The 25,364-nt window shown below is 51.0% G+C and carries 27 protein-coding genes and 1 pseudogene; 26 read left to right on the plus strand and 2 right to left on the minus strand.

Annotation, left to right across the window (positions count from 1 at the left end):
- From AC6R0S_RS12290 to flhB, 22 genes and pseudogenes are all read left to right on the plus strand, one after another.
- Nucleotides 1-93 (plus strand): annotated as a pseudogene (locus tag AC6R0S_RS12290) (flagellar protein FlaG); the annotation flags it as partial.
- A gap of 20 nt (nucleotides 94-113) precedes the next feature.
- Nucleotides 114-2,138, plus strand: a complete 2,025-nt coding sequence (gene fliD, locus AC6R0S_RS12295) for a flagellar filament capping protein FliD (RefSeq protein ID WP_500638015.1) — start codon at nucleotides 114-116, stop codon at nucleotides 2,136-2,138.
- Nucleotides 2,122-2,445 (plus strand): flagellar protein FliT, encoded by a 324-nt coding sequence (gene fliT / locus AC6R0S_RS12300; RefSeq protein ID WP_500625991.1) that lies wholly within the window; start codon nucleotides 2,122-2,124, stop codon nucleotides 2,443-2,445. Before fliD ends, fliT begins: the two co-directional genes overlap by 17 nt.
- A gap of 12 nt (nucleotides 2,446-2,457) precedes the next feature.
- Nucleotides 2,458-2,868, plus strand: coding sequence for a flagellar export chaperone FliS (fliS, locus tag AC6R0S_RS12305; protein ID WP_500629280.1), 411 nt, complete (start codon nucleotides 2,458-2,460; stop codon nucleotides 2,866-2,868).
- Between the two features lie 255 nt (nucleotides 2,869-3,123).
- Nucleotides 3,124-4,590: a sigma-54 dependent transcriptional regulator gene (locus tag AC6R0S_RS12310; protein ID WP_334555243.1), complete on the plus strand. Its 1,467-nt coding sequence runs from the start codon at nucleotides 3,124-3,126 to the stop codon at nucleotides 4,588-4,590.
- Nucleotides 4,591-4,710: 120 nt separating this feature from the next.
- The gene (locus tag AC6R0S_RS12315) at nucleotides 4,711-5,769 is read left to right on the plus strand and encodes a sensor histidine kinase (protein WP_334555244.1); all 1,059 of its coding nucleotides are present in this window, start codon (nucleotides 4,711-4,713) and stop codon (nucleotides 5,767-5,769) included.
- Nucleotides 5,770-5,771: 2 nt separating this feature from the next.
- A complete protein-coding gene (locus AC6R0S_RS12320; RefSeq protein WP_500638016.1) occupies nucleotides 5,772-7,178 on the plus strand; it encodes a sigma-54-dependent transcriptional regulator in 1,407 nt (468 codons plus the stop codon).
- Nucleotides 7,179-7,274: 96 nt separating this feature from the next.
- Nucleotides 7,275-7,586, plus strand: coding sequence for a flagellar hook-basal body complex protein FliE (gene fliE, locus AC6R0S_RS12325; RefSeq protein WP_334555246.1), 312 nt, complete (start codon nucleotides 7,275-7,277; stop codon nucleotides 7,584-7,586).
- Nucleotides 7,587-7,601: 15 nt separating this feature from the next.
- Entirely contained in the window at nucleotides 7,602-9,344 is a 1,743-nt protein-coding gene (gene fliF / locus AC6R0S_RS12330; RefSeq protein WP_500632292.1) for a flagellar basal-body MS-ring/collar protein FliF, read from the plus strand.
- Nucleotides 9,337-10,389 (plus strand): flagellar motor switch protein FliG, encoded by a 1,053-nt coding sequence (fliG, locus tag AC6R0S_RS12335; RefSeq protein ID WP_487902636.1) that lies wholly within the window; start codon nucleotides 9,337-9,339, stop codon nucleotides 10,387-10,389. Before fliF ends, fliG begins: the two co-directional genes overlap by 8 nt.
- Before the next feature lie 127 nt (nucleotides 10,390-10,516).
- A complete protein-coding gene (gene fliH, locus AC6R0S_RS12340) occupies nucleotides 10,517-11,320 on the plus strand; it encodes a flagellar assembly protein FliH (RefSeq protein WP_500638017.1) in 804 nt (267 codons plus the stop codon).
- Nucleotides 11,320-12,642 (plus strand): flagellar protein export ATPase FliI, encoded by a 1,323-nt coding sequence (gene fliI / locus AC6R0S_RS12345; RefSeq protein WP_500625996.1) that lies wholly within the window; start codon nucleotides 11,320-11,322, stop codon nucleotides 12,640-12,642. The genes fliH and fliI overlap by 1 nt, the downstream gene beginning before the upstream one ends.
- 6 nt (nucleotides 12,643-12,648) lie before the next feature.
- Nucleotides 12,649-13,089, plus strand: coding sequence for a flagellar export protein FliJ (gene fliJ, locus AC6R0S_RS12350; protein ID WP_334555250.1), 441 nt, complete (start codon nucleotides 12,649-12,651; stop codon nucleotides 13,087-13,089).
- 127 nt (nucleotides 13,090-13,216) lie between these two features.
- Nucleotides 13,217-15,313 carry a flagellar hook-length control protein FliK gene (locus AC6R0S_RS12355; protein ID WP_500638018.1) on the plus strand — a complete coding sequence of 699 codons (2,097 nt, stop codon included), beginning with the start codon at nucleotides 13,217-13,219 and terminating at the stop codon, nucleotides 15,311-15,313.
- Nucleotides 15,314-15,350: 37 nt separating this feature from the next.
- Nucleotides 15,351-15,848: a flagellar basal body-associated protein FliL gene (gene fliL, locus AC6R0S_RS12360; RefSeq protein WP_500638019.1), complete on the plus strand. Its 498-nt coding sequence runs from the start codon at nucleotides 15,351-15,353 to the stop codon at nucleotides 15,846-15,848.
- 7 nt (nucleotides 15,849-15,855) lie between these two features.
- Nucleotides 15,856-16,905, plus strand: coding sequence for a flagellar motor switch protein FliM (gene fliM / locus AC6R0S_RS12365; protein WP_334555253.1), 1,050 nt, complete (start codon nucleotides 15,856-15,858; stop codon nucleotides 16,903-16,905).
- A gap of 20 nt (nucleotides 16,906-16,925) precedes the next feature.
- Complete coding sequence (fliN, locus tag AC6R0S_RS12370; protein WP_334555254.1) at nucleotides 16,926-17,336, plus strand: flagellar motor switch protein FliN; 411 nt, start codon at nucleotides 16,926-16,928, stop codon at nucleotides 17,334-17,336.
- Nucleotides 17,337-17,339: 3 nt separating this feature from the next.
- Nucleotides 17,340-17,681 (plus strand): flagellar biosynthetic protein FliO, encoded by a 342-nt coding sequence (gene fliO, locus AC6R0S_RS12375; RefSeq protein WP_500638020.1) that lies wholly within the window; start codon nucleotides 17,340-17,342, stop codon nucleotides 17,679-17,681.
- A gap of 19 nt (nucleotides 17,682-17,700) precedes the next feature.
- Entirely contained in the window at nucleotides 17,701-18,555 is an 855-nt protein-coding gene (fliP, locus tag AC6R0S_RS12380) for a flagellar type III secretion system pore protein FliP (protein ID WP_334555277.1), read from the plus strand.
- 12 nt (nucleotides 18,556-18,567) lie between these two features.
- Nucleotides 18,568-18,837: a flagellar biosynthesis protein FliQ gene (gene fliQ, locus AC6R0S_RS12385; protein ID WP_500638021.1), complete on the plus strand. Its 270-nt coding sequence runs from the start codon at nucleotides 18,568-18,570 to the stop codon at nucleotides 18,835-18,837.
- Between the two features lie 8 nt (nucleotides 18,838-18,845).
- The gene (fliR, locus tag AC6R0S_RS12390; protein ID WP_500638022.1) at nucleotides 18,846-19,628 is read left to right on the plus strand and encodes a flagellar biosynthetic protein FliR; all 783 of its coding nucleotides are present in this window, start codon (nucleotides 18,846-18,848) and stop codon (nucleotides 19,626-19,628) included.
- 9 nt (nucleotides 19,629-19,637) lie between these two features.
- The gene (flhB, locus tag AC6R0S_RS12395; RefSeq protein ID WP_500638023.1) at nucleotides 19,638-20,768 is read left to right on the plus strand and encodes a flagellar biosynthesis protein FlhB; all 1,131 of its coding nucleotides are present in this window, start codon (nucleotides 19,638-19,640) and stop codon (nucleotides 20,766-20,768) included.
- 3 nt (nucleotides 20,769-20,771) lie between these two features.
- Here the strand turns inward: flhB and smrB are convergent, their stop codons facing one another.
- Nucleotides 20,772-21,302: an endonuclease SmrB gene (smrB, locus tag AC6R0S_RS12400; RefSeq protein ID WP_334555259.1), complete on the minus strand. Its 531-nt coding sequence runs from the start codon at nucleotides 21,300-21,302 to the stop codon at nucleotides 20,772-20,774.
- A gap of 63 nt (nucleotides 21,303-21,365) precedes the next feature.
- Between smrB and prmB the strand changes: the two genes are divergently transcribed.
- The 3 genes from prmB (at nucleotide 21,366) to AC6R0S_RS12415 (ending at nucleotide 24,220) form a co-directional block, all read left to right on the plus strand.
- Nucleotides 21,366-22,298 (plus strand): 50S ribosomal protein L3 N(5)-glutamine methyltransferase, encoded by a 933-nt coding sequence (gene prmB / locus AC6R0S_RS12405; protein ID WP_334555260.1) that lies wholly within the window; start codon nucleotides 21,366-21,368, stop codon nucleotides 22,296-22,298.
- Nucleotides 22,299-22,491: 193 nt separating this feature from the next.
- Nucleotides 22,492-23,577 carry a chorismate synthase gene (aroC, locus tag AC6R0S_RS12410; RefSeq protein WP_500626000.1) on the plus strand — a complete coding sequence of 362 codons (1,086 nt, stop codon included), beginning with the start codon at nucleotides 22,492-22,494 and terminating at the stop codon, nucleotides 23,575-23,577.
- Between the two features lie 112 nt (nucleotides 23,578-23,689).
- Nucleotides 23,690-24,220, plus strand: a complete 531-nt coding sequence (locus tag AC6R0S_RS12415) for an elongation factor P hydroxylase (RefSeq protein ID WP_500626001.1) — start codon at nucleotides 23,690-23,692, stop codon at nucleotides 24,218-24,220.
- A gap of 122 nt (nucleotides 24,221-24,342) precedes the next feature.
- On the opposite strand, the gene AC6R0S_RS12420 is transcribed toward AC6R0S_RS12415, so the two are convergent.
- Nucleotides 24,343-24,897, minus strand: a complete 555-nt coding sequence (locus AC6R0S_RS12420; protein ID WP_500638024.1) for an LruC domain-containing protein — start codon at nucleotides 24,895-24,897, stop codon at nucleotides 24,343-24,345.
- Between the two features lie 157 nt (nucleotides 24,898-25,054).
- Between AC6R0S_RS12420 and AC6R0S_RS12425 the strand changes: the two genes are divergently transcribed.
- Nucleotides 25,055-25,327: a YfcL family protein gene (locus AC6R0S_RS12425; protein WP_500632283.1), complete on the plus strand. Its 273-nt coding sequence runs from the start codon at nucleotides 25,055-25,057 to the stop codon at nucleotides 25,325-25,327.
- The last annotated feature ends 37 nt before the right edge of the window (nucleotides 25,328-25,364 follow it).

Here is a 25,364-nt window from a genome sequence, read left to right on the forward strand (position 1 = left end):
CAGATACCCGACGAAGAGATGCTGGTAATATTGCGGCGCCTAAGGGAACAAACGGCTCGATACTCATCGGGCTTAGTAAACCAAACGGTGTGATCGTACTTCGAGGTGATTGAATGAGTTTTGGCCCTATTGGGATGAACACTGGCATGGACATCAATTCCATGGTCAGCAAAATTGTTGATTCGGAGCGTGTGCCTAAGCAGCAACGTATCGACAATGAGCGAGCCGAAATTGAGTCTAGTATCAGTGCCTATGGGCGACTCAGAGAGTCGCTGGATACGATGAGAAGCTTGATGCAAAACTTTCGTACAGAGAAAGCGTTTGCAGCAAGAAAGGTCGATACGACCGATGACTCTGTTGTCTCCGCGACGGCAACCACAGAAGCTATCGCTGGTCGATACGCTATCGATGTGTTGCAGCTTGCCCAAAGTCATAAAATTGCGTCTGATGTTTTGCCAGCAGATGGCAAATTTGGACCGGGCAAGCTGCAGATTTCGATGGGCAACCGAAGTTTTGAGGTCGATGTTCAATCCGGCTCGAAACTGGTCGATATTGTACGTGGTATCAACAACGATAAAGCCAATCCAGGCGTTCGCGCCTCAATCATTAACGACGTAGACGGCCCTCGCCTTATCGTCGCCTCCAATAAATCCGGTGAAGAGAACAGCGTATCGCTGCTTGCAGACGCACAGCCGGGTGATCTACTTAAAAATCTAGAATACAAAACGCTAGAGCAGCGCGTGAAAGATCTCGAACGTGCACGTGCTCAGGCGCAAGAGCTGCTTGTCCCTCTCACTCCAGAAGAGCAAGCGGTTGCCGACAACATCGCGCAAAGAAACATCGAAGCGGCAAAACTTGTCGATCAGGAAATTGCCGATGCCTCAAAGCAAGCGGCCATTCAAGCCGACCCTAACGCCGCCAAAGATGCGTCAGCAGGGAATGAGCTGTCCGATAGTGCAGCAGCAGCGGCGGCCGGCGCGGGTGTTGAGGCGAACAAGTACATCAAACCAGAAGATCGCATTCCAGGTTGGACGGAAACCGCTTCAGGGACTTTGCTCGACTCTTATTGGGAACCAGAGCCTGAGCTCGATGCCAAAGCGCGCGAGAAAGCCGGTGATGTCCCAGGGTGGAGTAACACCGCGTCAGGCACACTGACAGACTCCTACGTGACGCCGAAAGAGGCGCAAGCCAAGCTCGAAGCAGAACAAGCCCGTATTGAGCAGAAGGTGGCCGACGAAAAAGCCGCGCTTCAGCAGCGCGTTGATTCTGGCGAATTGACGGCGGAACAAGCCAAAGAGTTGGAGCGAGCAAAATTACCAAAAGAAGAGCGCGAATATCTAGAGCGTGTCGATGCCGCGCAAAAAGCCCTTGAGGACGCACAACGCTCTTTTGAGTCTTATCGCGGGATGACGCAGGTCCAAGCAGCCCAAGACTCCAAAGTGATGCTTGATGGTGTCGCCCAGTTGTCGAGTGACAACAACATTATCGAAAATGCCATTGAAGGGGTCGATTTAACCTTAAAAGGTCGTACGACGCCCGGAAAACCCGCATCGGAAATCGATATTGAGTATGACCGAGAAGGTGTACGCCAAGATATTGAGCAGTTTGTTGCTGCTTACAATCAGTTCTATCAAGTCTCAAAAGAACTGTCTGGAGTCGATCCCCGTACAGGCATGGCGGGCCCACTATCAGGCGACAGTATCGTCCGCAATGCCGATGCTAGGTTGAAATCTGTCTTCTCATCCGCTATTGAGCCTGCGCCCGATGACCTCAAAACATTAACCGAGTTTGGTATCACCACCACACGTCAGGGTAGTCTTGAGATTAATTACGAGATGCTCGACAGGCAAATCAACAATAACTTCAATAAGCTTGAAGCCTTTTTTGGTGGCACTCAAGGGTTTGCCAAGAAAGTGGAAGATGCCATTCAAGGGTTAACTGGCGCGACAGGCTCGATTCGAACTCGTGAACAGAGCATGATTGAACGCAACTATGGTCTTCGAGATGATCAGGCGGCACTGGATCGCCGCATGGAGAGTTTGGAGCAGCGAACTCACGCCAAATTTTCGGCGATGCAGGACGCGACCGGTAAAATGCAATCACAGTTAGCAGGGATGATGAATGCACTTGGCGGATGATTTTTCGGCGCAACTGGCCACTTTGTGTGATATTGATCAAGCTATTGGCCATCTGCTTTCAATAGATGACATAAATACTGAAGAAATCACCGCACAAGTCGATACAAGGGAACAGATATTGCAGAAGTTACTCTGCATGATCGAACAGTGCCCTGAGTTAGCGCAATTGCCGGCTTGGCAACGCGCCATAGATGACACTGCAGCCATGGTGCAGTTGATGCAACAGAAAACGGCCCTCGCAGGCCAAGCGCTAAAACAGTATCGTCATGGTCAACGTTCGGTTCAGCAGTACAAAAAGTTTTTATAAAAGAGGATAGTTATGCGTGGTTCTTTACAGGCTTACAAGAAGGTATCGGTTGATAGCCAGCTCAGTGCGGCCTCCCCGCATAAGATAGTGCAAATGCTGATGGCTGGAGCTATCGAGCGTCTTATTCAAGGGAAAGCAGCAATGCAAGCTGGCAATGTTCCAGTGAAGGGAGAGCGTTTGGGTAAAGCGTTAGACATCATCATCAGCTTACGCAGCTGCTTATCGATGGATGATGGCGGTGACATTGCACAGAATCTCGATCAACTCTATGAGTTTATGATCACTCAGATCACGGAAGCGAATCATAAAAATGAACCGCAGCCTATTGACGATGTGATTGAGATTATCCGTGAAATCAAATCAGCATGGGATCAAATACCCACTGAGTTTCATAACCTTACCGCAGCAGAAGTGGGCATTTAACCCGCACTTCGGTCAAGAAATGTTAAGTCGAAAGCCTTTCATTAACGCGCTTTTGGCTTAACATCACACCGAGTTATTGCTCGGTTGCCTTTTGCTATTTATCACATAGAATATAAGTCACTACGTAGCCTAGTGGCTTATTTTTGTTGTAGAAGTTTATACATTCTCTGTCGTTACACCTACACTGTAATTGAAAGACGTTAGAACAGATAAAACAGCCACAACGTTTCTGATAAAAGGCAAATATTCTCACCTATGCAAGGTTTAGCAAAAATTCTCGTGATTGAGGATGACGCGCAGGCGCGAATCAATCTGAGTAACATATTGGAGTTTGTAGGAGAACAGTGTGAGGCCATCTCTTCTCGCCAATTAGAAGAGCCCAATTGGTCTGGTTTGTGGGGCGGCTGTATCGTCGGTTCCCTGATTGGAGACTCACTGCCTGCAAGCCTGAGTGAAAAACTGGCCTCTGCCAACCATATCCCTTTACTGATAGCCGGTACGCATTCTTATCCCGTCGATGAGCTGACCAATTATGTTGGCGATCTCGAATACCCATTAAATTACCCGCAACTCAGTGAAGCCTTACGTCACTGCAAAGACTTTCTAGGCCGCAAAGGTGTGAATGTCTCTGCATCGACTCGAAAAAACACCTTGTTCCGAAGTCTGGTTGGCCAGAGCATGGGCATTAAGGAAGTGCGTCACCTAATCGAGCAAGTGTCTGGCACGGAAGCGAATGTGTTGATTCTGGGTGAGTCCGGTACAGGTAAAGAAGTGGTGGCACGCAATATTCATTACCACTCAGCGCGACGCAATGGGCCTTTTGTGCCGATCAACTGCGGCGCTATTCCACCGGACCTGCTGGAAAGCGAACTGTTTGGTCATGAAAAGGGCGCGTTTACCGGCGCGATCACTTCAAGAAAAGGGCGCTTTGAACTGGCAGAAGGCGGTACACTCTTTTTGGATGAAATCGGCGATATGCCGATGCCGATGCAGGTTAAACTGTTGCGGGTTTTGCAAGAGCGCACATTTGAACGTGTTGGTGGCAACACCACGATTCGTGTCAACGTACGAGTGATTGCCGCTACTCACCGGAACCTTGATAATATGATTGTGGATCAATCTTTCCGCGAAGACCTCTACTATCGTCTCAACGTTTTTCCAATCGAAATGCCCGCTCTGCGTGATCGTAAAGAAGACATTCCGTTGCTATTGCAAGAGTTGATGACGCGAATGGAATCGGAAGGATCGCAGCCTATTTGCTTCACGCCTCGTTCTATCAATTCATTGATGGAACATGAGTGGCCTGGCAATGTCCGCGAGCTCGCGAACTTGGTAGAGCGTATGATTATCCTCTATCCCAACAGTTTGGTTGACGTTAACCACTTACCCACCAAGTATCGTTATAGTGACATTCCTGAGTTTCAACCAGAGTACCACTCCACGGAGTCGGTTGAAGAGCAGGAGCGTGATGCCTTGCATGATATTTTCTCTGAAGACTTTAGCTTCGAAGGGAGCGACCCATTTCAAGAGTTTGATAACGCGCCGCAAGATCTGCCGCCCGAAGGCGTCAATCTTAAAGAGATGCTCGCAGAGCTTGAGGTCAACATGATCAATCAAGCCCTTGAAGCGCAAAGTGGTGTTGTGGCACGCGCAGCGGATATGCTAGGCATGCGACGCACCACCTTAGTTGAGAAAATGCGCAAATATAATTTGCAGCGCTAAAGCGACAAAAACTCAACTGTCAAATAATCGACTTTTGTAAGCCTTTGAAAAACATATAAAATAGCCTGGTATGTAATTTGCATTTCAGGCTATTGTTGTATTTACGATAAGAATGTCGACATGACCTCAAACCCACCGACAGAACCCGCGATGCCATTGGGCACGCTCGAAGAGCAAGTAGCACGTTATCAGCAAGTGTTGGATGTGATGCCCGCAGGTGTCATTTTGCTCGATACACAAGGTGTTGTACGAGAAGCCAACCCTGAAGCGCAAAAATTACTTGAAGTCCCGCTGGTGGGGTCGCGTTGGTTTGAAGTGATTCAGCACGCGTTTGCGCCGCGTGAAGACGATGGCCATGAAATTTCTTTGCGCAATGGGCGCAAAGTCCGACTGGCGATTTCCGCCTCGGCGACGGGGCAATTGATTCTCATCACTGACCTTACCGAGACGCGTTTGCTGCAGTCGCGTATCAGTGATTTACAGAGACTCTCTTCGCTCGGACGTATGGTGGCGTCGCTGGCCCATCAGGTGAGAACACCTTTATCGAGTGCCATGTTGTACGCCTCTAATTTGGCGGCGCCGAACCTGCCTCCTGCAACGAAAGACCGCTTTCAATCCAAATTAATGGATCGATTGCATGACTTGGAAAAGCAGGTCAACGACATGTTGCTGTTTGCCAAAGGCGGCGACAACAAAGTCGTTAAACCTTTTTGCATTGGCGAGTTAGTGGATGAGTTCTCCCCCATGGTGGAGACCGCGTTAAAGAACAATCAGATAGACTATCATCTAGAAGTAGAGCAAGAAGAGACCTTACTGCTCGGCAATGCCAATGCGTTAGCGTCAGCCTTGAGTAACTTGGTGATGAATGCGATCCAAATTGCAGGCAAAGAGTCTCAACTCGACGTCTTTTTTAGGCCCGTGAAGGGTGAACTGAAAATCTCGGTTCAAGACAGTGGCCCAGGGGTACCCCCTGAGCTGCAAAGCAAAATCATGGAGCCCTTTTTCACCACACGCTCCCAAGGTACTGGGCTTGGCCTTGCGGTGGTACAGATGGTGTGTCGAGCGCACGATGGGCGTTTAGAGCTCATATCAGAACCGGGTGATGGCGCATGCTTCACCATGTGTATTCCGTTGCAGCGCAACGTGGAACCCAATCAAGATCTAAGCACTGGAGAATAACAATGGCTCAAAGCAAAGTACTGATCGTTGAAGACGATGAAGGTCTACGCGAAGCGTTGGTCGATACGTTAGCGCTGGCGGGGTACGAATGGCTTGAAGCGGACAGCGCCGAAGACGCGTTGGTTAAGCTAAAAAGCCAAGAGGTGGATATCGTTGTTTCTGATGTGCAAATGGCAGGCATGGGCGGTCTCGCCTTGCTAAGAAACATCAAGCAGCACTGGCCTAACTTGCCGGTGCTATTGATGACGGCCTACGCCAATATCGAAGATGCCGTGTCAGCGATGAAAGAGGGCGCCATTGACTACATGGCAAAACCTTTTGCTCCAGAAGTCCTACTTAATATGGTCAGCCGATACGCGCCGATCAAATCGGATGACAATGGCGACGCTGTAGTCGCAGACCAAAAAAGCCTTAAGCTGCTGGCGTTGGCCGATAAAGTGGCGAAAACCGATGCGAGCGTGATGGTGCTTGGCCCAAGCGGTTCGGGCAAAGAGGTGATGTCTCGCTACATACACAATGCGTCATTGCGCAAAGAGGGCCCTTTTGTCGCGATTAACTGCGCCGCGATCCCAGATAATATGCTTGAAGCTACCTTATTTGGTTATGAGAAAGGGGCCTTTACGGGCGCCGTTCAAGCGTGTCCGGGTAAGTTTGAGCAAGCGCAAGGCGGTACGATTTTACTCGACGAAATCAGTGAGATGGACTTGAGCCTACAAGCCAAACTGCTGCGTGTTTTGCAAGAGCGAGAAGTGGAACGTTTGGGGAGTCGCAAAAGCATCAAACTGGACGTGCGCGTACTGGCGACCAGTAACCGCGATCTTAAGCAATACGTCCAAGAAGGGCATTTTCGCGAAGATTTGTACTACCGCCTCAATGTCTTTCCGATTACTTGGCCAGCACTGTGTGACCGACCGGGGGATATTGAACCGCTCGCTAATCACTTGATGCAGCGTCACTGTTCAAAACTTGGGATGCCGGTTCCGCAGTTGGAGCAAAGTGCGATTCATAAATTGCTGACTTACCGTTGGCCTGGCAACGTACGTGAATTGGATAACGTGGTGCAACGTGCCCTGATTCTTAGCGATCAAGGGCAGATTCACGCTGAGCACATTCTGTTAGAAGGGCACGATTGGCATGACGCGTCAGGCTTACAACAAGTCGTTCAAGAGAGTCATGTGATGGCGCCGGAGGTCAAGCCGATTGCTGAAGCGGAGGCATCGCGTCAGCTCTCAGGGGGAAGTGGCTTGGGAGGCGAGCTTCGTGACCAAGAATACGCAATCATTTTGGAGACCATGGCCGAGTGCAAAGGGCGCCGCAAAGAGATGGCCGAGAAGCTGGGTATCAGTCCACGTACCTTGCGCTACAAGTTAGCGAAAATGCGTGATGCGGGGATTGATATTCCTAACTAACGTGCTATTTTTCGTCTCATTCAAACGTGGCATACAGTTTGCAGCGTCAGAGAAACAGCAGAACAAAATGTCAAAGAGTTGACAATCGAGGTACGGATGAAAATTGACGGTTTTCAGGGCGAAATGCAAGCCATGATGTTTGAAGCAAGTAACACCAGACCTGCCGCCACCGGTCATACGGTCGGGGCGGATTTTGGCGACTTACTCAACAATGCCATCAATAACGTCAATCAACTTTCGAAAACCTCGAGCAACTTACAAATGCGCTTTGACCGCGGAGATGAAGATGTCTCTTTGTCAGATGTCATGATTGCCCGCAACAAATCGAGCGTGGCCTTTGATGCGACAATCCAAGTACGAAACAAGTTTGTTGAAGCGTACAAAGAATTGATGAATATGCCAGTTTAATAGTAGGTATCGACGGTGGCAGAACCAACTCAATCCACAGACCTAACCGTAGCGGATGACCATGTCGATAGCACCATGCTATCGACGGATATCGATAGCGGTGGTCAAAACCCCGATCTTGATGAAAAAAGCAGCTCCAAGTTTGATATGGCGGTGGGCGATCTCGACCTGCTGCGTCAAGTGGTGCTGGTTCTGTCGATCTCAATCTGTGTCGCATTGATTGTGATGCTGTTTTTTTGGGTCAAAGAGCCCGATATGCGCCCACTCGGAGCGTACGATACCGAGGAATTGATTCCTGTCTTAGATTACCTTGATCAGCAAAAGCTAGACTACAAACTCGACGGCAACACTATTTTGGTGCCTGCGAGCGATTACAACTCACTCAAACTCAACATGGTCCGCGCGGGGCTCAACACCGAGAAACAGGCGGGTGACGAGATCTTGTTGCAAGACATGGGATTTGGGGTTTCTCAACGTCTCGAGCAAGAGCGCCTTAAGCTCAGCCGTGAACGCCAGCTCTCTAAAGCGATAGAAGAGATGACCCAAATACGCAAAGCGCGTGTGCTGCTTGCGCTGCCTAAGCAAAGTGTGTTTGTGCGTCACAATCAAGAGGCCTCAGCGTCGGTATTTTTGACTTTGCGTACCGGCACCAGCCTTAAGCAAGAAGAGGTCGACTCGATTGTGGATATGGTCGCGAGCGCAGTTCCGGGCATGAAGCCGACCCGCATTACCGTGACGGATCAGCATGGTCGCTTACTGAGCTCTGGCTCGCAAGATCCAGCCTCTGCGGCAAGACGCAAAGAGCATGAGCTAGAGCGTAAACAAGAACAAGCCTTGCGGGACAAAATTGATTCGGTATTGATCCCGATATTAGGCTTTGGTAACTACACCGCTCAGGTCGATATCCAACTTGATTTTAGTGCGGTCGAACAGACGCGTAAGAGCTTTGACCCTAATACACCCGCAACGCGCAGTGAATACACCCTTGAAGATTACAACAATGGTAATGTGGTCGCTGGCGTTCCAGGCGCACTGAGCAACCAACCGCCTGCCGATGCTTCCATTCCTCAAGATGTGGCCCAAATGAAAGATGGGTCGCTACTTGGCCAAGGTTCTGTGCATAAAGAGGCGACGCGCAACTTCGAACTCGATACCACCATCAGTCATGAGCGTCGTCAAACAGGTGTCGTGAATCGCCAAACGGTCGCCGTCGCGATAAAAAATCGTGCTGTGGTCAATCCTGAAACCGGTGAGACGACCTACCAGCCGCTCTCGGATGCTGACTTAAATTCGATTCGACAAGTATTGGTCGGCGCTGTTGGCTTTAACGAAAATCGCGGTGATTTGTTGAATGTGCTGAGTATGCAATTTGCCGAGCCAGAGATGGACATCGTCCAAGATGTGCCACTATGGGAACACCCGAATTTCAACGACTGGGTACGTTGGTTTGCTAGTGCGCTCGTGATTATTGTGGTGGTACTGGTGCTTGTGCGCCCAGCCATGAAGAAACTGCTCAACCCAGCATCGGATGACGATGAACAACTGTATGGCCCAGATGGCTTACCGATTGGCGCCGATGGTGAAACAAGCTTAATTGGGAGTGATTTAGAAGGTGGCGAGCTGTTTGAGTTTGGCTCAAGTATTGACCTTCCAAATCTACACAAAGATGAAGACGTGCTGAAAGCGGTTCGTGCATTGGTTGCGAATGAGCCGGAACTCGCGGCACAAGTTGTGAAGAACTGGATGCAAAATGCCTAACGAAATGGTCCCACAGGGGGGCGGTGAAGAATCAGAAAACACCGTGGATATTGAATCAATACCGGGTGAGGAGCGCGCGGCGATTCTATTGTTGAGTCTCAATGAAGAGGACGCAGCAGGCATTATTCGCCACTTAGAGCCCAAACAAGTACAACGCGTGGGTAGCGCTATGGCGCGCGCGTCGGATTTAAGCCAAGACAAAGTTGGGGCGGTGCACCGCGCTTTTCTTGAAGATATCCAAAAATACACCAACATTGGTATGGGTAGCGAAGACTTCATGCGTAATGCCCTAGTGGCGGCGCTCGGTGAAGACAAAGCGAATAACTTGGTTGACCAAATCCTGCTGGGTACGGGCTCGAAAGGCCTTGATTCCCTCAAGTGGATGGACCCACGTCAAGTGGCCAGCATCATCGTCAACGAACACCCACAGATTCAAACGATTGTCTTGTCTTACCTAGAGCCCGATCAATCGGCGGAGATTTTGTCTCAATTTGCCGAGCGCGATCGTCTCGACCTGATGATGCGTATTGCTAACCTCGAGGAAGTTCAGCCTTCAGCATTGGCCGAGCTAAACGAAATCATGGAGAAGCAGTTTGCGGGTCAAGCAGGGGCGCAAGCCGCCAAGATTGGTGGCCTGAAAGCCGCAGCCGAAATCATGAACTACATGGACAACAACATCGAAGGCGTCTTGATGGAGCAGATGCGCGATCAAGACGAAGATATGGCGACACAAATCCAAGATTTGATGTTCGTGTTCGAGAATTTGATCGAGGTCGACGACCAAGGTATCCAAAAATTGCTGCGTGATGTTCCGCAAGATGCGTTGCAGCGTGCACTCAAAGGTGCCGATGACGCACTGCGCGAGAAGATCTTCAAGAACATGTCCAAGCGTGCAGCTGAGATGATGCGTGATGATCTTGAAGCTATGCCTCCGATCAAGGTGTCGGACGTGGAAACCGCTCAAAAAGAAGTCTTGGCGATCGCTCGTCGCATGGCCGATGCGGGCGAAATTATGCTTGGCGGCGGCGCAGACGAGTTCTTGTAATGGTTTGGGTCATCACCGCTCAACCGAGTGATGACCGCAACGCAAATCAACGCGAAGAGCGATCAGTAATTCAGTGAACGATCAGTAATCCAGTGAACGATCAGTAACTCAGTGAGTAAAAAGTGTTATGGCCGGAGAAAGAAAGCGCGGTTTTTTACGATTGGATGATGAAGAAGTGGTGGTCCAAAAAGCGGAGCGCTGGGGCATGCCTGACTACACGTCACACACTCACAAGCAAGCCAAAGAAACGGCGCTGAATTACGATCCGAGCTGGATGCCTTTGCCCACCGAACCTGAAGAAGAGGCGCCCGTTGAGCTGACCGATGAGCAAATTGAGCACATCAAGCAGCAGGCGTATCAAGATGGATTGCTGCAAGGTCAAGAAGCCGGTTTCAAGCAAGGCTATGAGAAAGGCAAAGAGCAAGGCTTAGCGGAAGGCCATCAAGAAGGGCTCGAAGCGGGCCGTCAAGAAGGTGTCACGGCAGGCGAAGCCTTTATCAAACAACAAGTTGATACCTTCATCAACTTAGCCAACCAATTCGCTCAGCCGCTTGAACTGATGAACGCCCAAGTGGAAAAACAGTTGGTCGATATGGTCCTCATCTTGGTGAAAGAGGTGGTGCATGTCGAAGTTCAAACCAATCCTCAAGTCATTCTAGACACCATCAAACAGTCGGTGGAATCTCTGCCTATTTCCGGTCACGCGATTACCTTAAAACTTCACCCCGACGATGTCGCTATTATCCGTTCTGCCTATGGCGAAGACGAATTGAACCTGCGTAATTGGAACTTGATGAGTGAGCCTGCTCTCAATCGGGGCGATGTTCAAATTGAAGCGGGGGAGTCGAGTGTCAACTATCGCCTTGAAGATAGGATTCGCAGCGTGATCCAAAGCTTTTGTGGTGTCAATCGCCATCAAGGTGGTGAGTGATGCTCGAGCTCGCTCAGCGTCTTGGCCAGTACAAAACCCACGGGTTAACGTGTCGCCCAGTGGCGTCCGGTAAGTTGATTCGCGTGGTGGGATTAACGCTCGAAGCGACCGGGTGCCGGGCTCCGATTGGCAGTTTGTGTACCGTGGAAACCATGCACGGTGAAATGGAAGCCGAAGTGGTCGGCTTTTCTGGCGACAACCTTTTTTTGATGCCGAGTGAGCAGATCACCGGCGTGCTGCCCGGGGCGAAAGTGACGCCGCTGACCAGTGATGCAGGCCTGCCTGTTGGTATGGAGCTTCTTGGTCGAGTGATTGACGGCGTAGGCAACCCACTCGATGGTCTTGGCCCGATTTATACCGAGAAAAAAGCCTCGTTTAATGTGGAACCGATTAATCCGCTGGCACGTAAACCGATCACGGAGCCGCTGGATGTCGGCATTAAAGCGATCAATGGCTTATTGACAGTGGGCAAAGGCCAACGTATTGGTCTGTTCGCCGGTTCTGGTGTCGGTAAATCGGTGACACTCGGTATGATGACTCGAGGCACAACTGCGCAAGTGGTGGTGGTCGGCTTGATCGGTGAACGTGGCCGAGAAGTGAAAGAGTTTATCGAAGAAATTTTGGGTGTGGATGGTCGCCAGCGCTCTGTGGTGGTCGCAGCGCCCGCCGATGCCTCGCCGTTGATGCGTTTGAAAGGGTGCCAGACCGCCCTGACCATTGCGGAATATTTTCGCGATCAAGGGCTCGATGTGCTGCTTTTAATGGACTCCTTAACTCGTTTTGCTCAAGCGCAACGTGAAATTGCGCTATCGGTTGGCGAACCGCCGGCAACCAAAGGTTACCCGCCTTCGGTCTTTGCCAAATTACCCGCTTTGGTAGAGCGAGCCGGTAACGGTGGCCCCGATCAGGGCTCCATTACCGCATTTTTTACCGTACTGACCGAAGGGGATGACCTGCAGGACCCGATAGCAGACGCATCGCGAGCCATTCTCGATGGTCACGTTGTGCTCTCGCGAGAAATGGCCGATGCGGGTCATTATCCAGCGATTGATGTCGAAAAATCGGTCAGTCGTGTCATGCCACAGATCACCACCGATGAGCATATTTTGATGTCCAAAGCAGTGAGACAAATCCTTTCGATTTGTCGCAAGAATCAAGATCTGGTCTCTATTGGTGCTTACAAACCGGGTACCGATGCAGCGATTGATGGCGCGTTTACTATCAAGCCGAAACTCGATGGTTATCTACAGCAAGGAATGAAAGAGAGCGTGCCGTACGATATGTGCGTAAATATGCTCAAGAACTTGCTGCAAGGAGAGTGATAGTCGATGGATAACGCGTTGGCATTCTTGCTAGAGCAGGCGAAAGAACAGGAAAATCAGGCGGTCATGGCGCTTACACAGGCTCGCGGTGAGCTAGAAGGCTATTACCGACAGCTCAAACAGATTGAACAATACCGCCTAGATTACTGCCAGCAACTGGTTGAACGAGGTCAGCAAGGGTTAACGGCTAGCCAATATACCCACTTAAACCGCTTTTTAACCACGCTCGATGAGACCCTCGCCAAACAGCAGAAAGCCGAGCACCATTTTAAGAGTCAGGTAGAAAGCTGTGAGCAGCACTGGCTGGAGCGTCGCAAACAGCGACGTTCGTATGAATGGCTGATGGAGAAAAAACGCAGTGAAAAAGCGCGTGAACAAGAGCATCGCGAGCAAAAGCTGATGGATGAGTTTGCCACCTTGCAATATTCACGGCGGAAGCCGAACTGATCGCTCATTATCATCGTAAAAACGTCGTATTAGCTTCCAACTATGGCGTGATTTTTGCTGATATCCTAGCTAACCCCTGTTCCGTCTCTGCGCTGTTTCGAGATGATTAACTGTGAGTAGCTCAACTATGAATATCAATTTATCGTCTGTTTCTGACAGCGGAAAAGCCGCTAAGGTCGCGCCAAGCACGGGTGAGGCCAGCACTGAGAAAAACAGTGGAGAAGGCTTTTTTTCTAAACTCGCTGCGCTGATTAAAGGTGAAGGTGGAAAAGGCGACGGCTCCGGTGATGGGGTAAAAGCGCAAGGCAAAGTCCCTGTAGAGAAAGCACCCGCAGAAAAAGCCCCCACAGAGCAAGCAAGCGCGAGTGAGGCGTCTAAGTCAACGTCTAACGGCGATAAGTCGACATCGACCGCCAATCAATCTACCGACGAGTTACTCGAGGCCGAATCGGTAGGTTCGAAAGCCGACGGTGCAAAAGGCGAAAGCGATCGCGCAGCCTCAGCTAAGGTGTTGGCTGCGACGGATGATAGCGAGGCCTCCCTACCGAAAGACCAAGCGGCGAAAATTGTGTCCGACAATGACCAAGTATTGCAGCGTCTGGATGAATCTAATCGTGCCCTCAAGGCAAAAGACGGCAAGAACTTGCCTCATGAAGCCAATGCCGCCAAGCTCGATCCTGCAACGGATACGCCTAAAGTGTCTGTTGAAGGGCAAGTGTCTGTTCAAGCCGCCGCCATCTCCGCTCAAGGCGATGAAAAGACCCAACCAGAATCCTTTGTGCGCTCAAATGAGAGTGAAGTGGTGAGAGTGCACGGCGAAACCCTGCACGCAAATAGCCAGGCTAGAGATGAAGGTCAAGATGCAAATGCAGTGCAAGCCGCCGCGGGCTCGGCCACTGTCAGCGATGGCGAATCGCTTGCTGTAAGCGAGGTATCTGAGCAGGCGAAAGCGGAATCGGCGAAAAAGTACCTTAATGTGGAGTCTCCACTTGTGGATAGCGAACAAGATGGTGCTTCGCCGCAGGTTGCCGCTGCAGTGACCGCGAGTGTGGCGGCAAAAGCGGGACAAGAACCCACATCAACCGATGCACTGCCTGTAGATAAGGCGACTCAACACCGTTTCAACACCGGGCAACATCAAGCCGATGCGACCGCAGCCCAAAACGCACTGAATGCCAGCGCCATGACGGTAGGCACCGAATTTAGCGAAGCTGACGTTGATACGAACAGAGCAGAGCAAGCGGCCAATGTCTCTGCTGCCTCCTTGACTGCAGAGCCCCAAACCGTATCGGCCGATACTGTTACGGATACCGAAACGCCAACGCAAGCAACAGCCATCCCATGGGCCGTACAAGGTGAGGCGGTGGTCAAAGAGGAGGTCAATCTGGCCCGAGATCCGCAAGTGAAATCTCAGCAAGCGGTGCTCGCGCACTCAGTACAACAAGCGATGCATCAAACGCAGTCAGTGACACCTACGCCGCTGCAACAGGCTGCCACTTCGCCTATTCCTAACGCTGCCGCGCAAGCGATCCCCACATCGCCTATACCCACCGACCTAAGCGCCAGCGCGATGCCGAATGTGGCGGCGAACCCGCCACTGCAAGAGCAGGCACTGTTAAAATCGGCGTTGGGAGCGAAAGTCGCGGTGGGCGCCGCCCAAAGTGGGGAGAGCAAAGAGGCGGCATCGGGAGAGCATTTTGCTCAGCAGTTGGCCGCCGCGAGTGGGCAGCAGCTTGGCACTCAACCTAATGGCATGCGTGCAGAGCAAGCCAATCCTGCGCAAGTTCCTTTGCAGCTCAGCCGTGATGTGGCTGCGGATCAAGTGGCAGAGCGCGTACAGATGATGATGTCGAAAAACTTGAAAAACATCGACATTCGCCTTGATCCCCCTGAGCTAGGCCGCTTACAAATTCGCATGAACATGAATGGTGACGGCGCCACTGTCCACTTTACCGTCGCCAACCAAGGTGCGCGCGATATTATCGAGCAATCGATGCCAAGACTGCGTGAAATGCTCGCTCAGCAAGGGGTTCAGCTGGGAGACACCTCCGTTCAGCAACAGGCCTCTGGCCAGCAGCAAGGACGCTATGCAACAGGCAGTGGGCAAGGAAATGGTCAAGGGAGCAGCAATCACGCCTTTGGCGGTGAAGAAAACCTTGAACCAGACACCAATCTTGATTTGAATGTAGCAACAAAGCGTGATGGAATCAGTTATTACGCTTAAACTGTTAGAAAAACTAGGATTTAGAGACCGTTAAGTTATGGCAGACGAAGATATCACCGCAGAAGCTCCCAAAGGGAAAGGCAAATTACTGATCATAGTGGCCGTTGTTGTTGTCTTGCTGCTTGGCGGTGGTGGTGCCGCGTTCTTTTTGATGGGTTCAGATGAGCCTTCCGGTGAACAGGCTGCAACGCAACAGCAAGTGGTGACGCCCGCCGAGCCTGTCTCTTATGTCAATATTCCTCAGCCGTTTTTGTTTAACGTGACGGGCGATAAACGTGACCGCATGGTGCAGATCAAAGTGCAGTTGATGGTGCGTGGCAGCGACAATGAAAACCTGGCCCGCTATCACTCGCCACTGATCGAGAGTTCCCTGCTGAGCACGTTTGCTTCGGCAACGGTGGACCAACTACGCAGCGTCAACGGACGCGTGGAGTTGCGCGACAAAGCGACGGATGACATCAAGGCCAGTTTGACCAGAGCTGTAGGTCAGCCTGTGATTGAACGAGTGCTATTTACTGATTTTGTAATGCAATAGGTGACGCGTGACTGATCTATTAAGCCAAGATGAGATCGATGCGCTGCTTCACGGCGTCGATGACGTCGATGAGATAGAAGAAGAGAGTAACGAGCAAGACGCGAGTGCCGTCGATTTTGACTTTTCCTCTCAAGACCGCATTGTTCGTGGTCGGATGCCAACCCTCGAGCTGATTAACGAACGCTTTGCTCGTCATATGCGTATCAGCCTGTTCAACATGCTGCGTAAAACCGCTGAAGTCTCGATCAACGGCGTGCAGATGATGAAGTTCGGCGAGTATCAAAATACACTTTACGTACCGACCAGTCTAAATATGGTGCGCTTTCGACCTCTAAAAGGTACGGCGCTGATCACCATGGAAGCACGCTTAGTGTTCATTTTGGTGGAGAACTTCTTTGGCGGTGATGGCCGTTTTCACGCGCGGATTGAAGGGCGTGAATTTACCCCGACCGAGCGTCGAATTGTTCAATTGTTGCTCAAAATCGTCTTTGAAGATTACAAAGAAGCATGGTCGCCTGTGATGGGGGTCGAGTTTGAGTATCTCGATTCCGAAGTGAACCCGAGCATGGCGAACATTGTCAGCCCGACAGAAGTGATCGTTGTGAGCTCGTTTCATATCGAAGTGGATGGCGGGGGCGGCGATTTCCATGTCGTGATGCCATACTCAATGGTAGAGCCGATCCGTGAGCTGCTCGATGCCGGTGTTCAATCGGATAAGATGGAAACTGACGTGCGTTGGAGCACGGCGCTACGCGAAGAGATCATGGATGTCCCAGTGAACTTTCGCGTTAACTTGCTCGAGCAAGATATTTCCCTGCGCGACCTGATGGAGCTGCGCCCTGGCGATATTATCCCGATCCATATGCCAGAGCACGCCACCATGTTTGTGGAAGAGTTACCGACCTATCGGGTCAAAATGGGCCGCTCAGGGGAAAACCTTGCGGTGCAAATATCGGAAAAAATTAAGCGTCCCGATGTAGTGAAAACCGATATTGCCTTCTTGGGCAAGGATGTCATCTCCGAGTTAGAAGATGACGAAGGCGACATTGAAGATTAATTGAAGAGTAGGAATTAGGTATGGAACCAAGTGACGATCAGAAACTGGCGGATGAATGGGCGGCAGCCCTAGGAGAAGATCCCAACGCGCCAGAGATCGATGTGGATGAAGTGATGTCAGCGCAACTGGATGAGTTAGAAGATACCTCCTCACCCATTTCCGATGACGAGCGCCGTAAGCTCGATACCATCTTGGATATTCCGGTCACCATCTCTATGGAAGTGGGCCGCTCGCAGATCAGCATTCGTAACCTACTGCAACTCAACCAAGGTTCAGTGGTCGAACTTGAGCGCTTGGCCGGGGAGTCACTCGATGTATTGGTCAACGGCACCTTGATTGCCCACGGTGAAGTGGTGGTGGTCAATGACAAGTTTGGTATCCGTTTGACTGACGTTATCAGCCAAACTGAGCGTATTAAGAAGCTTCGTTAAGCCATGGGGCCTGCAACCGATAGCCAGTTAGACATAGCGACCACCTTTGGGTCGCTTTTGTTCGTTGTCGCTTTTATTTTGTTTTTGGCTTGGCTACTCAAGCGAATGCGCGTTCCCGCTATTGGCAATCAGCCGGGGTTGAACGTAGTACGCCAAATCGCGGTGGGTACCAAAGAGCGTATCGTGATTGTTCAAGCCGGAGAAGAGCAGTTCTTAGTCGGCGTGACGGCTCAGTCTATCCAGTTGATTGCGAAGTTGGATAAGCCACTTTCTCAGGAGGAGTTAGCCACCAGTCCGTTTGCAAGCCAACTGACTCAGCTATTGAAAAAGAATGATAAATCGTAGTCGAACTTTTTGGGTCTGGATGACCTTGCTATGGTCTCTTCTCTCTACGGCGGTGGTCGCACAGGAGGAGTTAGCGACATCGGTACCGAGTAATGCGGCGGGCGCATCGTCTGTGACTGTCTCGGCGATGGAGCGTGAACAAGGCGCTTCCGGTAGCAGCGCACAAACGTTGTCGACCGGTAGCTTGACCGGCGGTGGCGGCGGTATCCCTGCCTTTACCATGACCACCAACCCTGACGGCACAGAAGACTATTCCGTCAATCTACAGATTCTCGCTTTGATGACCATGCTGGGCTTTTTGCCCGCCATGGTCATTTTGATGACCTCATTTACCCGCATCGTTGTCGTGATGTCTATTTTGCGTCAAGCGATGGGTTTGCAGCAGACGCCGTCGAATCAAGTGATCATTGGCATCGCTATCTTTCTGACCTTTTTCATCATGTCGCCAGTACTGAGTAAAATTAACGACGACGCGATTCAACCCTACATCAATGAACAAATCACGGCACGTGACGCCTTCGATTTGGCGCAAGTGCCAATGAAAGATTTCATGCTCAAACAGACGCGTGTTAAAGATCTGGAAACCTTTGTCAACATTTCGGGCTCCGACGCAACCGCTCCAGAAGAGGTGTCGATGGCGGTGCTGATCCCGGCGTTCATTACTTCTGAGCTCAAGACGGCGTTTCAAATCGGCTTTATGCTCTTTTTGCCTTTCCTCATCATTGACCTAGTGGTCGCTTCTGTCTTGATGGCCATGGGTATGATGATGCTCTCGCCCATGATCGTCTCGCTGCCATTCAAACTGATGCTGTTTGTGCTGGTGGATGGTTGGAACCTGATTTTGTCGACCTTGGCCGGCAGTTTTGCGTTGTAGCGGGAGGAGACCATGACGCCAGAAGTTTTTGTCGAAATGTTTCGCGGCGCACTGTGGATGGTGCTGGTCATGGTATGCGCCATCATCATCCCAAGCTTGCTGATTGGTCTTGTGGTGGCGATTTTCCAAGCCGCAACGTCGATTAACGAACAAACGTTGAGTTTCTTGCCACGTTTGATTGTCACATTGCTAGCGTTAATGCTGTTTGCTCACTGGATGACACAAATGCTCATGGAGTATTTCTTTGCCATGGTTGAGCGGCTGCCTCAGGTTCTCTACTAGGAGCGGGTATGGAATATCCCGCCAGCGTCGTCCTCGACTGGATTGCCAACTACTTTTGGCCCTACACGCGCATTGCCGCTATGTTGATGGTGATGTCGGTGACCGGCGCGCGGTTTGTCTCCACTCGTGTGCGACTCTATTTGGGTTTGGCCATCACCTTTGCCGTTATGCCCGCTATTCCCGCCGTCCCCGATAACATAGAGTTGCTCTCATTCGCCGGTTTTATGACGTTACTTGAGCAGGTCATCATCGGCGTGGCGATGGGTACCGTCACCCAATTTATGATTCAAACCTTCGTCATTCTCGGCCAAATCTTAGGTATGCAGTCGAGCTTGGGTTTTGCGTCTATGGTAGACCCTGCCAATGGACAGAATACGCCGCTGCTTGGTCAACTGTTCATGTTTTTAGCAACGCTTTTCTTTCTGGCGACGGATGGCCACTTAAAGATGATCATGCTGGTGGTGATGAGTTTTCAATCTCTACCCATAGGCTCAGGGTCGCTGACGAATGCCGATTTTCAAGAGTTGGCGAGCTGGCTGGGGATCATGTTTAACGTTGCACTGAGTATGTCGCTATCTGGCATTATTGCGCTACTGACCATCAACCTGTCGTTTGGTGTTATGACGCGTGCGGCGCCGCAGTTGAATATCTTCTCGCTCGGTTTTGCTTTTGCGCTGATGGTGGGTTTGCTGCTCTGTTGGTACATTATCGCCGGCCTGTATAGCCACTATGAGCTATTCTGGTTACAAGGTGAAGCGCAAGTGTGCCGCTTCATCCGGTTGGATTGTTAAGGGAGCGCGATGGCAGAATCCGACGGTCAAGAACGCACCGAAGACGCCACGCCCAGGCGCTTGCAACAGGCTCGAGAGAAAGGGCAGGTTGCAAGGTCTAAAGAACTGGCGTCGGTCTCCGTCCTTGTGGTGGGCGCGATTGCTTTAATGTGGTTTGGTGAAGGGTTGGCACGTGGCTTGTTTAAAGTAATGCGCCGCTTGTTCACTTTGTCGCGTGAGGAAGTGTTTGATCAAGTCAAACTGTTCGACATCGCCCTCGGGTCGTTAGGCAGTTTGATATTGCCATTATTGCTGATTCTGGTGACGCTGTTTGTTGCCGCGCTGATTGGCGCAGCGGGTGTTGGTGGTATCAGCTTTTCAGCAGAAGCCGCGACGCCCAAATGGTCAAAAATGAACCCGCTGAGTGGTTTTAAGCGCATGTTCGGTCTGCAAAGCTGGGTCGAGCTGCTGAAATCCATTCTTAAAGTGGCGCTGGTGACCGGTGTGGCGATCTTTCTTATCAACTCAGCGCAGCAGGATTTGTTTCAGCTGAGTATGGACGTTTACCCGCAAAACATCTTCCATGCGCTCGATATCTTACTCAACTTTGTGCTCTTGATTAGCTGCTCACTGTTGGTGGTGGTCGCCATCGATATTCCGTTCCAAATCTGGCAGCACGCCAACCAATTGAAAATGACCAAGCAAGAGGTCAAAGACGAGTACAAAGAGACTGAAGGTAAACCTGAGGTAAAAGGCCGTATTCGTATGCTACAACGGGAAGCGGCTCAGCGGAGAATGATGGCAGAAGTGCCGCAAGCGGATGTGATTGTTACCAACCCAGAGCACTTTTCCGTGGCGCTCAGGTACAAGCAAGATAAAGATCGCGCGCCGATTGTGGTTGCGAAAGGGACCGATCACATGGCGCTTAAAATTCGAGAAGTGGCGCGAGAGCATGATATCTACGTGATCCCCGCTCCGCCATTGGCACGGGCGCTGTATCATTCAACAGAGTTGGAGCAAGAGATCCCAGATGGGCTGTTTACCGCAGTGGCTCAAGTGTTGGCGTATGTGTTTCAGCTCAAGCAGTATCGCAAACGTGGCGGTCAAAGGCCGCAGCTCAAGGCATCCGAACTCCCGATCCCGCCAGATTTGCGCCAGTAACGATTACTTTTCCGGGATCGAGAGTAAAACCAGCAACGCGCCATCGCCACCAAACTCAAGTGGTGCTTGGTGAAACGCCATCACATCAGGGTGCTGGGCCAGCCATAGCGGCGTTTTTTGCTTCAGGATGTGTTTGCCGATGCCATGCTGAACACAGGCACAGGCAATTTCATTTTTGATGCAATAGGCAATCATCGCGCCGAGTTCACGCTTGGCCTCCAGTTGCGTCATGCCGTGCATATCCAAAAAGACATCAGGCACATACACGCCACGGCGTAATCGCTTGACCTCATACTGTGACACGTCGTCGCGGGCGTAGCGCGTTGGTCCTTCTTCATTGAGGAGCGGTACAAACTCGTCAGAGAAGTAAAACTCCGAGTCGCTCGCTTCACGTGCGCTGCGTGTGATTTCTTTCTGCTTAGTGTTTCTTTTTGGCTGTTGGACTATGGTATCCTGTCGCAACTTTTTTACGCCTTGTACTGCATCCCTGAAGAGGGCGAAATCGTCATCAATATCGGTGTCTTTTTTGTTCATGGGTGATTTCAATAGGTATGATTAATGCTATTGGCAGTATTGTAGCGCTTTTCGGAGGCAATTTTGGATAAGATTTTTGTAGAAGAAGCGGTATCGGAACTGCATACCCTTCAAGATATGATTCGCTGGACGGTCAGCCGTTTCAACGCCGCTCACCTATTTTACGGTCACGGCACTGACAATGCTTGGGATGAAGCCGTTCAGTTGATCCTACCCACACTCTATCTTCCGATTGATGTGCCTCCCCATGTTCTCAACTCTCGTTTGACCAGCAGTGAGCGCCTGCGCGTCGTCGAGCGTGTGGTGAAACGCATCAATGAGCGCACGCCTACCGCCTATCTGACGAATCGTGCCTGGTTCTGTGGTTTGGAATTCTTTGTCGATGAACGTGTCTTGGTGCCACGCTCTCCGATTGGTGAGCTGATTCAAGCTCAGTTCGAACCTTGGCTAATCGAAGAGCCGACGCGCATTATGGATATGTGTACCGGCAGTGGTTGTATCGCTATTGCTTGTGCGTACGCCTTCCCAGAGGCGGAAGTGGACGCTATTGATATTTCATCCGACGCGCTGCAAGTGGCGGAACAGAACGTTCAAGATCACGGCATGGAGCAACAAGTCTTCCCAATTCGCTCGGATCTGTTCCGCGATTTACCGAAAGAGCGTTACAACTTAATTGTCACGAATCCACCGTATGTGGATCAAGAAGACATGGACAGCTTGCCGCAAGAGTTCACCCATGAACCTGAACTCGGCTTAGCGGCGGGCAGTGATGGTCTCAAGCTGGTGCGTCGTATTCTTGCCAATGCCCCCGATTACCTGACCGATAAGGGTATTTTGATTTGTGAAGTGGGCAACTCCATGGTGCACATGATGGAGCAATATCCAGACATCCCATTCACTTGGCTAGAGTTCGAAAATGGCGGGCATGGTGTCTTCTTGTTGACTCGTGACCAACTGGTCGCTTGCGCCGATGAATTCAAGTTGTACAAAGACTGATTTGTTGCCAACTGTGCACGCCTAAACGCCGAGCTTTTGCTCGGCGTTTTGCTCTCTAGCGTTTTCGCGGCTAGGTGAACAAAAATAGTTCTAGCGTAGGGCTTTACATCAAACCGTAATAAAGACACTATGAAAAAACGAACAATTGACGTGTAAAGCCTAATTGACAAGGCTGAAATAATACGAGGAAGTAATGGCAGGAAACAGTATCGGACAACATTTCCGAGTGACCACATTCGGAGAAAGTCACGGTATCGCACTAGGATGTATCGTTGACGGATGTCCTCCAGGTTTAGAGCTATCAGAAGCAGATATTCAAACGGATCTCGACCGTCGTCGTCCAGGCACTTCTCGCTATACCACTGCACGCCGCGAACCTGATGAAGTAAAAATTCTTTCCGGTGTGTTTGAAGGGAAAACGACCGGGACTTCGATCGGTTTACTGATTGAAAATACCGACCAACGCTCAAAAGACTACTCAGAGATCAAAGACAAGTTCCGTCCCGGTCATGCTGACTACACCTACCATCAAAAGTATGGGGTGCGTGATTACCGAGGCGGTGGTCGTTCGTCTGCACGTGAAACAGCGATGCGCGTTGCGGCGGGCGCGATTGCAAAGAAATACCTTAAGCAAGAGTTTGGTGTCGAAATTCGCGCTTACCTATCGCAGATGGGCGATGTCGCCATTGAGAAAGTCGATTGGGATGAGATCGAGAACAACCCATTTTTCTGCCCGGATGTGGATAAGGTCGAGCAGCTCGATCAATTGATCCGAGATTTGAAAAAACAAGGCGACTCTATCGGTGCCAAATTGCAAGTGGTCGCCACTGGCGTACCCGTTGGACTTGGCGAGCCAGTGTTTGATCGTTTAGACGCCGACATTGCGCATGCACTGATGAGCATCAATGCGGTAAAAGGCGTCGAAATCGGCGATGGTTTTGATGTGGTAAGCCAAAAAGGCAGCCAGCATCGTGATACCCTCACGCCAAGCGGTTTTGGTAGCAATCATGCTGGTGGCATTTTAGGCGGTATCTCGACCGGGCAAGACATTGTCGCGAATATCGCGCTCAAACCAACGTCGAGCATTACCGTACCGGGTGAAACCATCACCAAGCAAGGGGAGTCGACAGAGCTGATTACCAAAGGTCGCCATGACCCTTGTGTTGGCATTCGCGCAGTGCCGATTGCTGAAGCCATGCTGGCGATTGTGTTGCTGGATCACTTGCTGCGTCATCGCGGTCAAAACCACGGTGTCACGACGCAAACCCCGAAAATTTAATCGTACAAACGGCTTCGCAAGGAAGCCGTTTTCTTTTCGCTGTAGCGCGTCTTAACGCTGGCTGCGGAGTCGGGTACAATGGCGCGCATCGTTACTTTGAACTTCCACATAGATGACCCACGATTATCGCGATTTGATTGCACTCTTCAATCAGACCTTTTTTGAGCAGTATCAGACCCGTCTTGAACTTGGCGGTGATGAGCCTATCTATCTTCCCGCGGATGACTCTACTCCTTACCATCGCATCGTGTTTGCACGAGGTTTCTATGCGTCTGCACTGCATGAAATCGCCCATTGGTGTGTGGCAGGCCCTGAGCGCCGTTTACTGGAAGATTTTGGTTATTGGTATCACCCCGATGGCCGCGATGAACAGGTTCAAGCGCAGTTTGAACAAGTGGAGATACGTCCGCAGGCGTACGAGTGGATCCTATCGGTCAGCGCTGGCTTTGCATTTAGTGTCAGTTGCGACAATCTCAATGGCGACGTTGAACCTGACCGCCTCGGGTTCATGCAAAAAGTCCATCAAGAAGTGATGTCCATTTTAGCGACGGGGTTGCCGCCGCGTGTGCTGGCATTGTCTGAGGCATTACGTGCCTTCTACCAAACCCCGCCACTTAAACCTGACGCCTTTATCGTCAAATAGAGCTTGGAATCAGCCACACCGCCGCCTCCTCCGCCACAAGCAGAGAGGCCAAGGGAGGTGAGCAATAGTGCGCCTGTAAAGTAAGGGTTGAAGTGTGTAGGCTGTCTCATCGGGCGTCTCTTTTAGTCGATGTAAATTCGGCTGGGTACTGCGAGTGTGTACCAGTTGGTGGCGGTGGTGCCGTTATCATCTTGGGCGAATTCATCAAAACTTGGGTAGGCGTTGAGAATATCGACCTGCTCCAGTGGGTGGGCCCAGTTTGTGGGGATTTCAATCGCCCAAGGTAGCCCGTTGCTGGTGTGAAAGTAAGTGTCACCGGACGAGGCGTCGACGCCATTTGCTCGGTAGCGGGGATCAAACTTGACCGTCGGTGCTTGATTCTTTAGGTGGATCTCTAAGCTACGGCCAGGGTGAGAGCCGGACAATTGATGGCCAATATCACCATGGTAATGGCCGGGGGCGGCAAAGATGAATGGGTCATAGGGAAAATCGGGCATCTGCGCTAAGCTCGGCGCGTTGAGCAGGGTAACGTGCAGGGTCCAAGTGGGGCGGTAGCTAGTGCCACACTGCTCCTGAGTGGGACATTGCGCAAAAGGCACCTCAGCACGCGCGCTGTGATGTGCTACGGCGAGGGATAAGGCGACGAGAACGTTGACGGACAATCGGGACATCTTCATAGCAATTCCTTGGTTGTTTGCGGTGCATAACTCCCTATTGCAACCGATATGCCAGAGGACAACCCCTTGTGAACACAAGCATTTGCCTTGGGTTTCTCAATGTGAGAAGCTTTGGCCTCTTTTTGAGAATCTAACTGATTTTAGGTAGCTACAAAGAATGATCACGGAATACGAAGAAGCGTTGCTTGCGCTAATTGATGCGCGTATTGAGACAGCATCGGAAGATGAGTTGTTTGCAGGTGGCTACCTGCGTGGGCACATTTCTCTCTCCGCCGCGGCGTGTGAAGAAGAGGGGATCGTCGATCTTGACGTGTTCAAGCACCGCATTCAAGCCAGTTTAGATGAGGCGCGCAGCGAGTTGTCACCTGCTGATCGCACCATAGTGAATGACCTATGGGCCGAGTTAGCTGACCAAGCCTTACGTGCCTAAGTCTTAGGAGCCTGAGTCTTAAGAGCCTAAGTCAGCT

It is taken from the genome of Vibrio sp. R15-SG3-ISO1B (genome assembly GCF_059833835.1).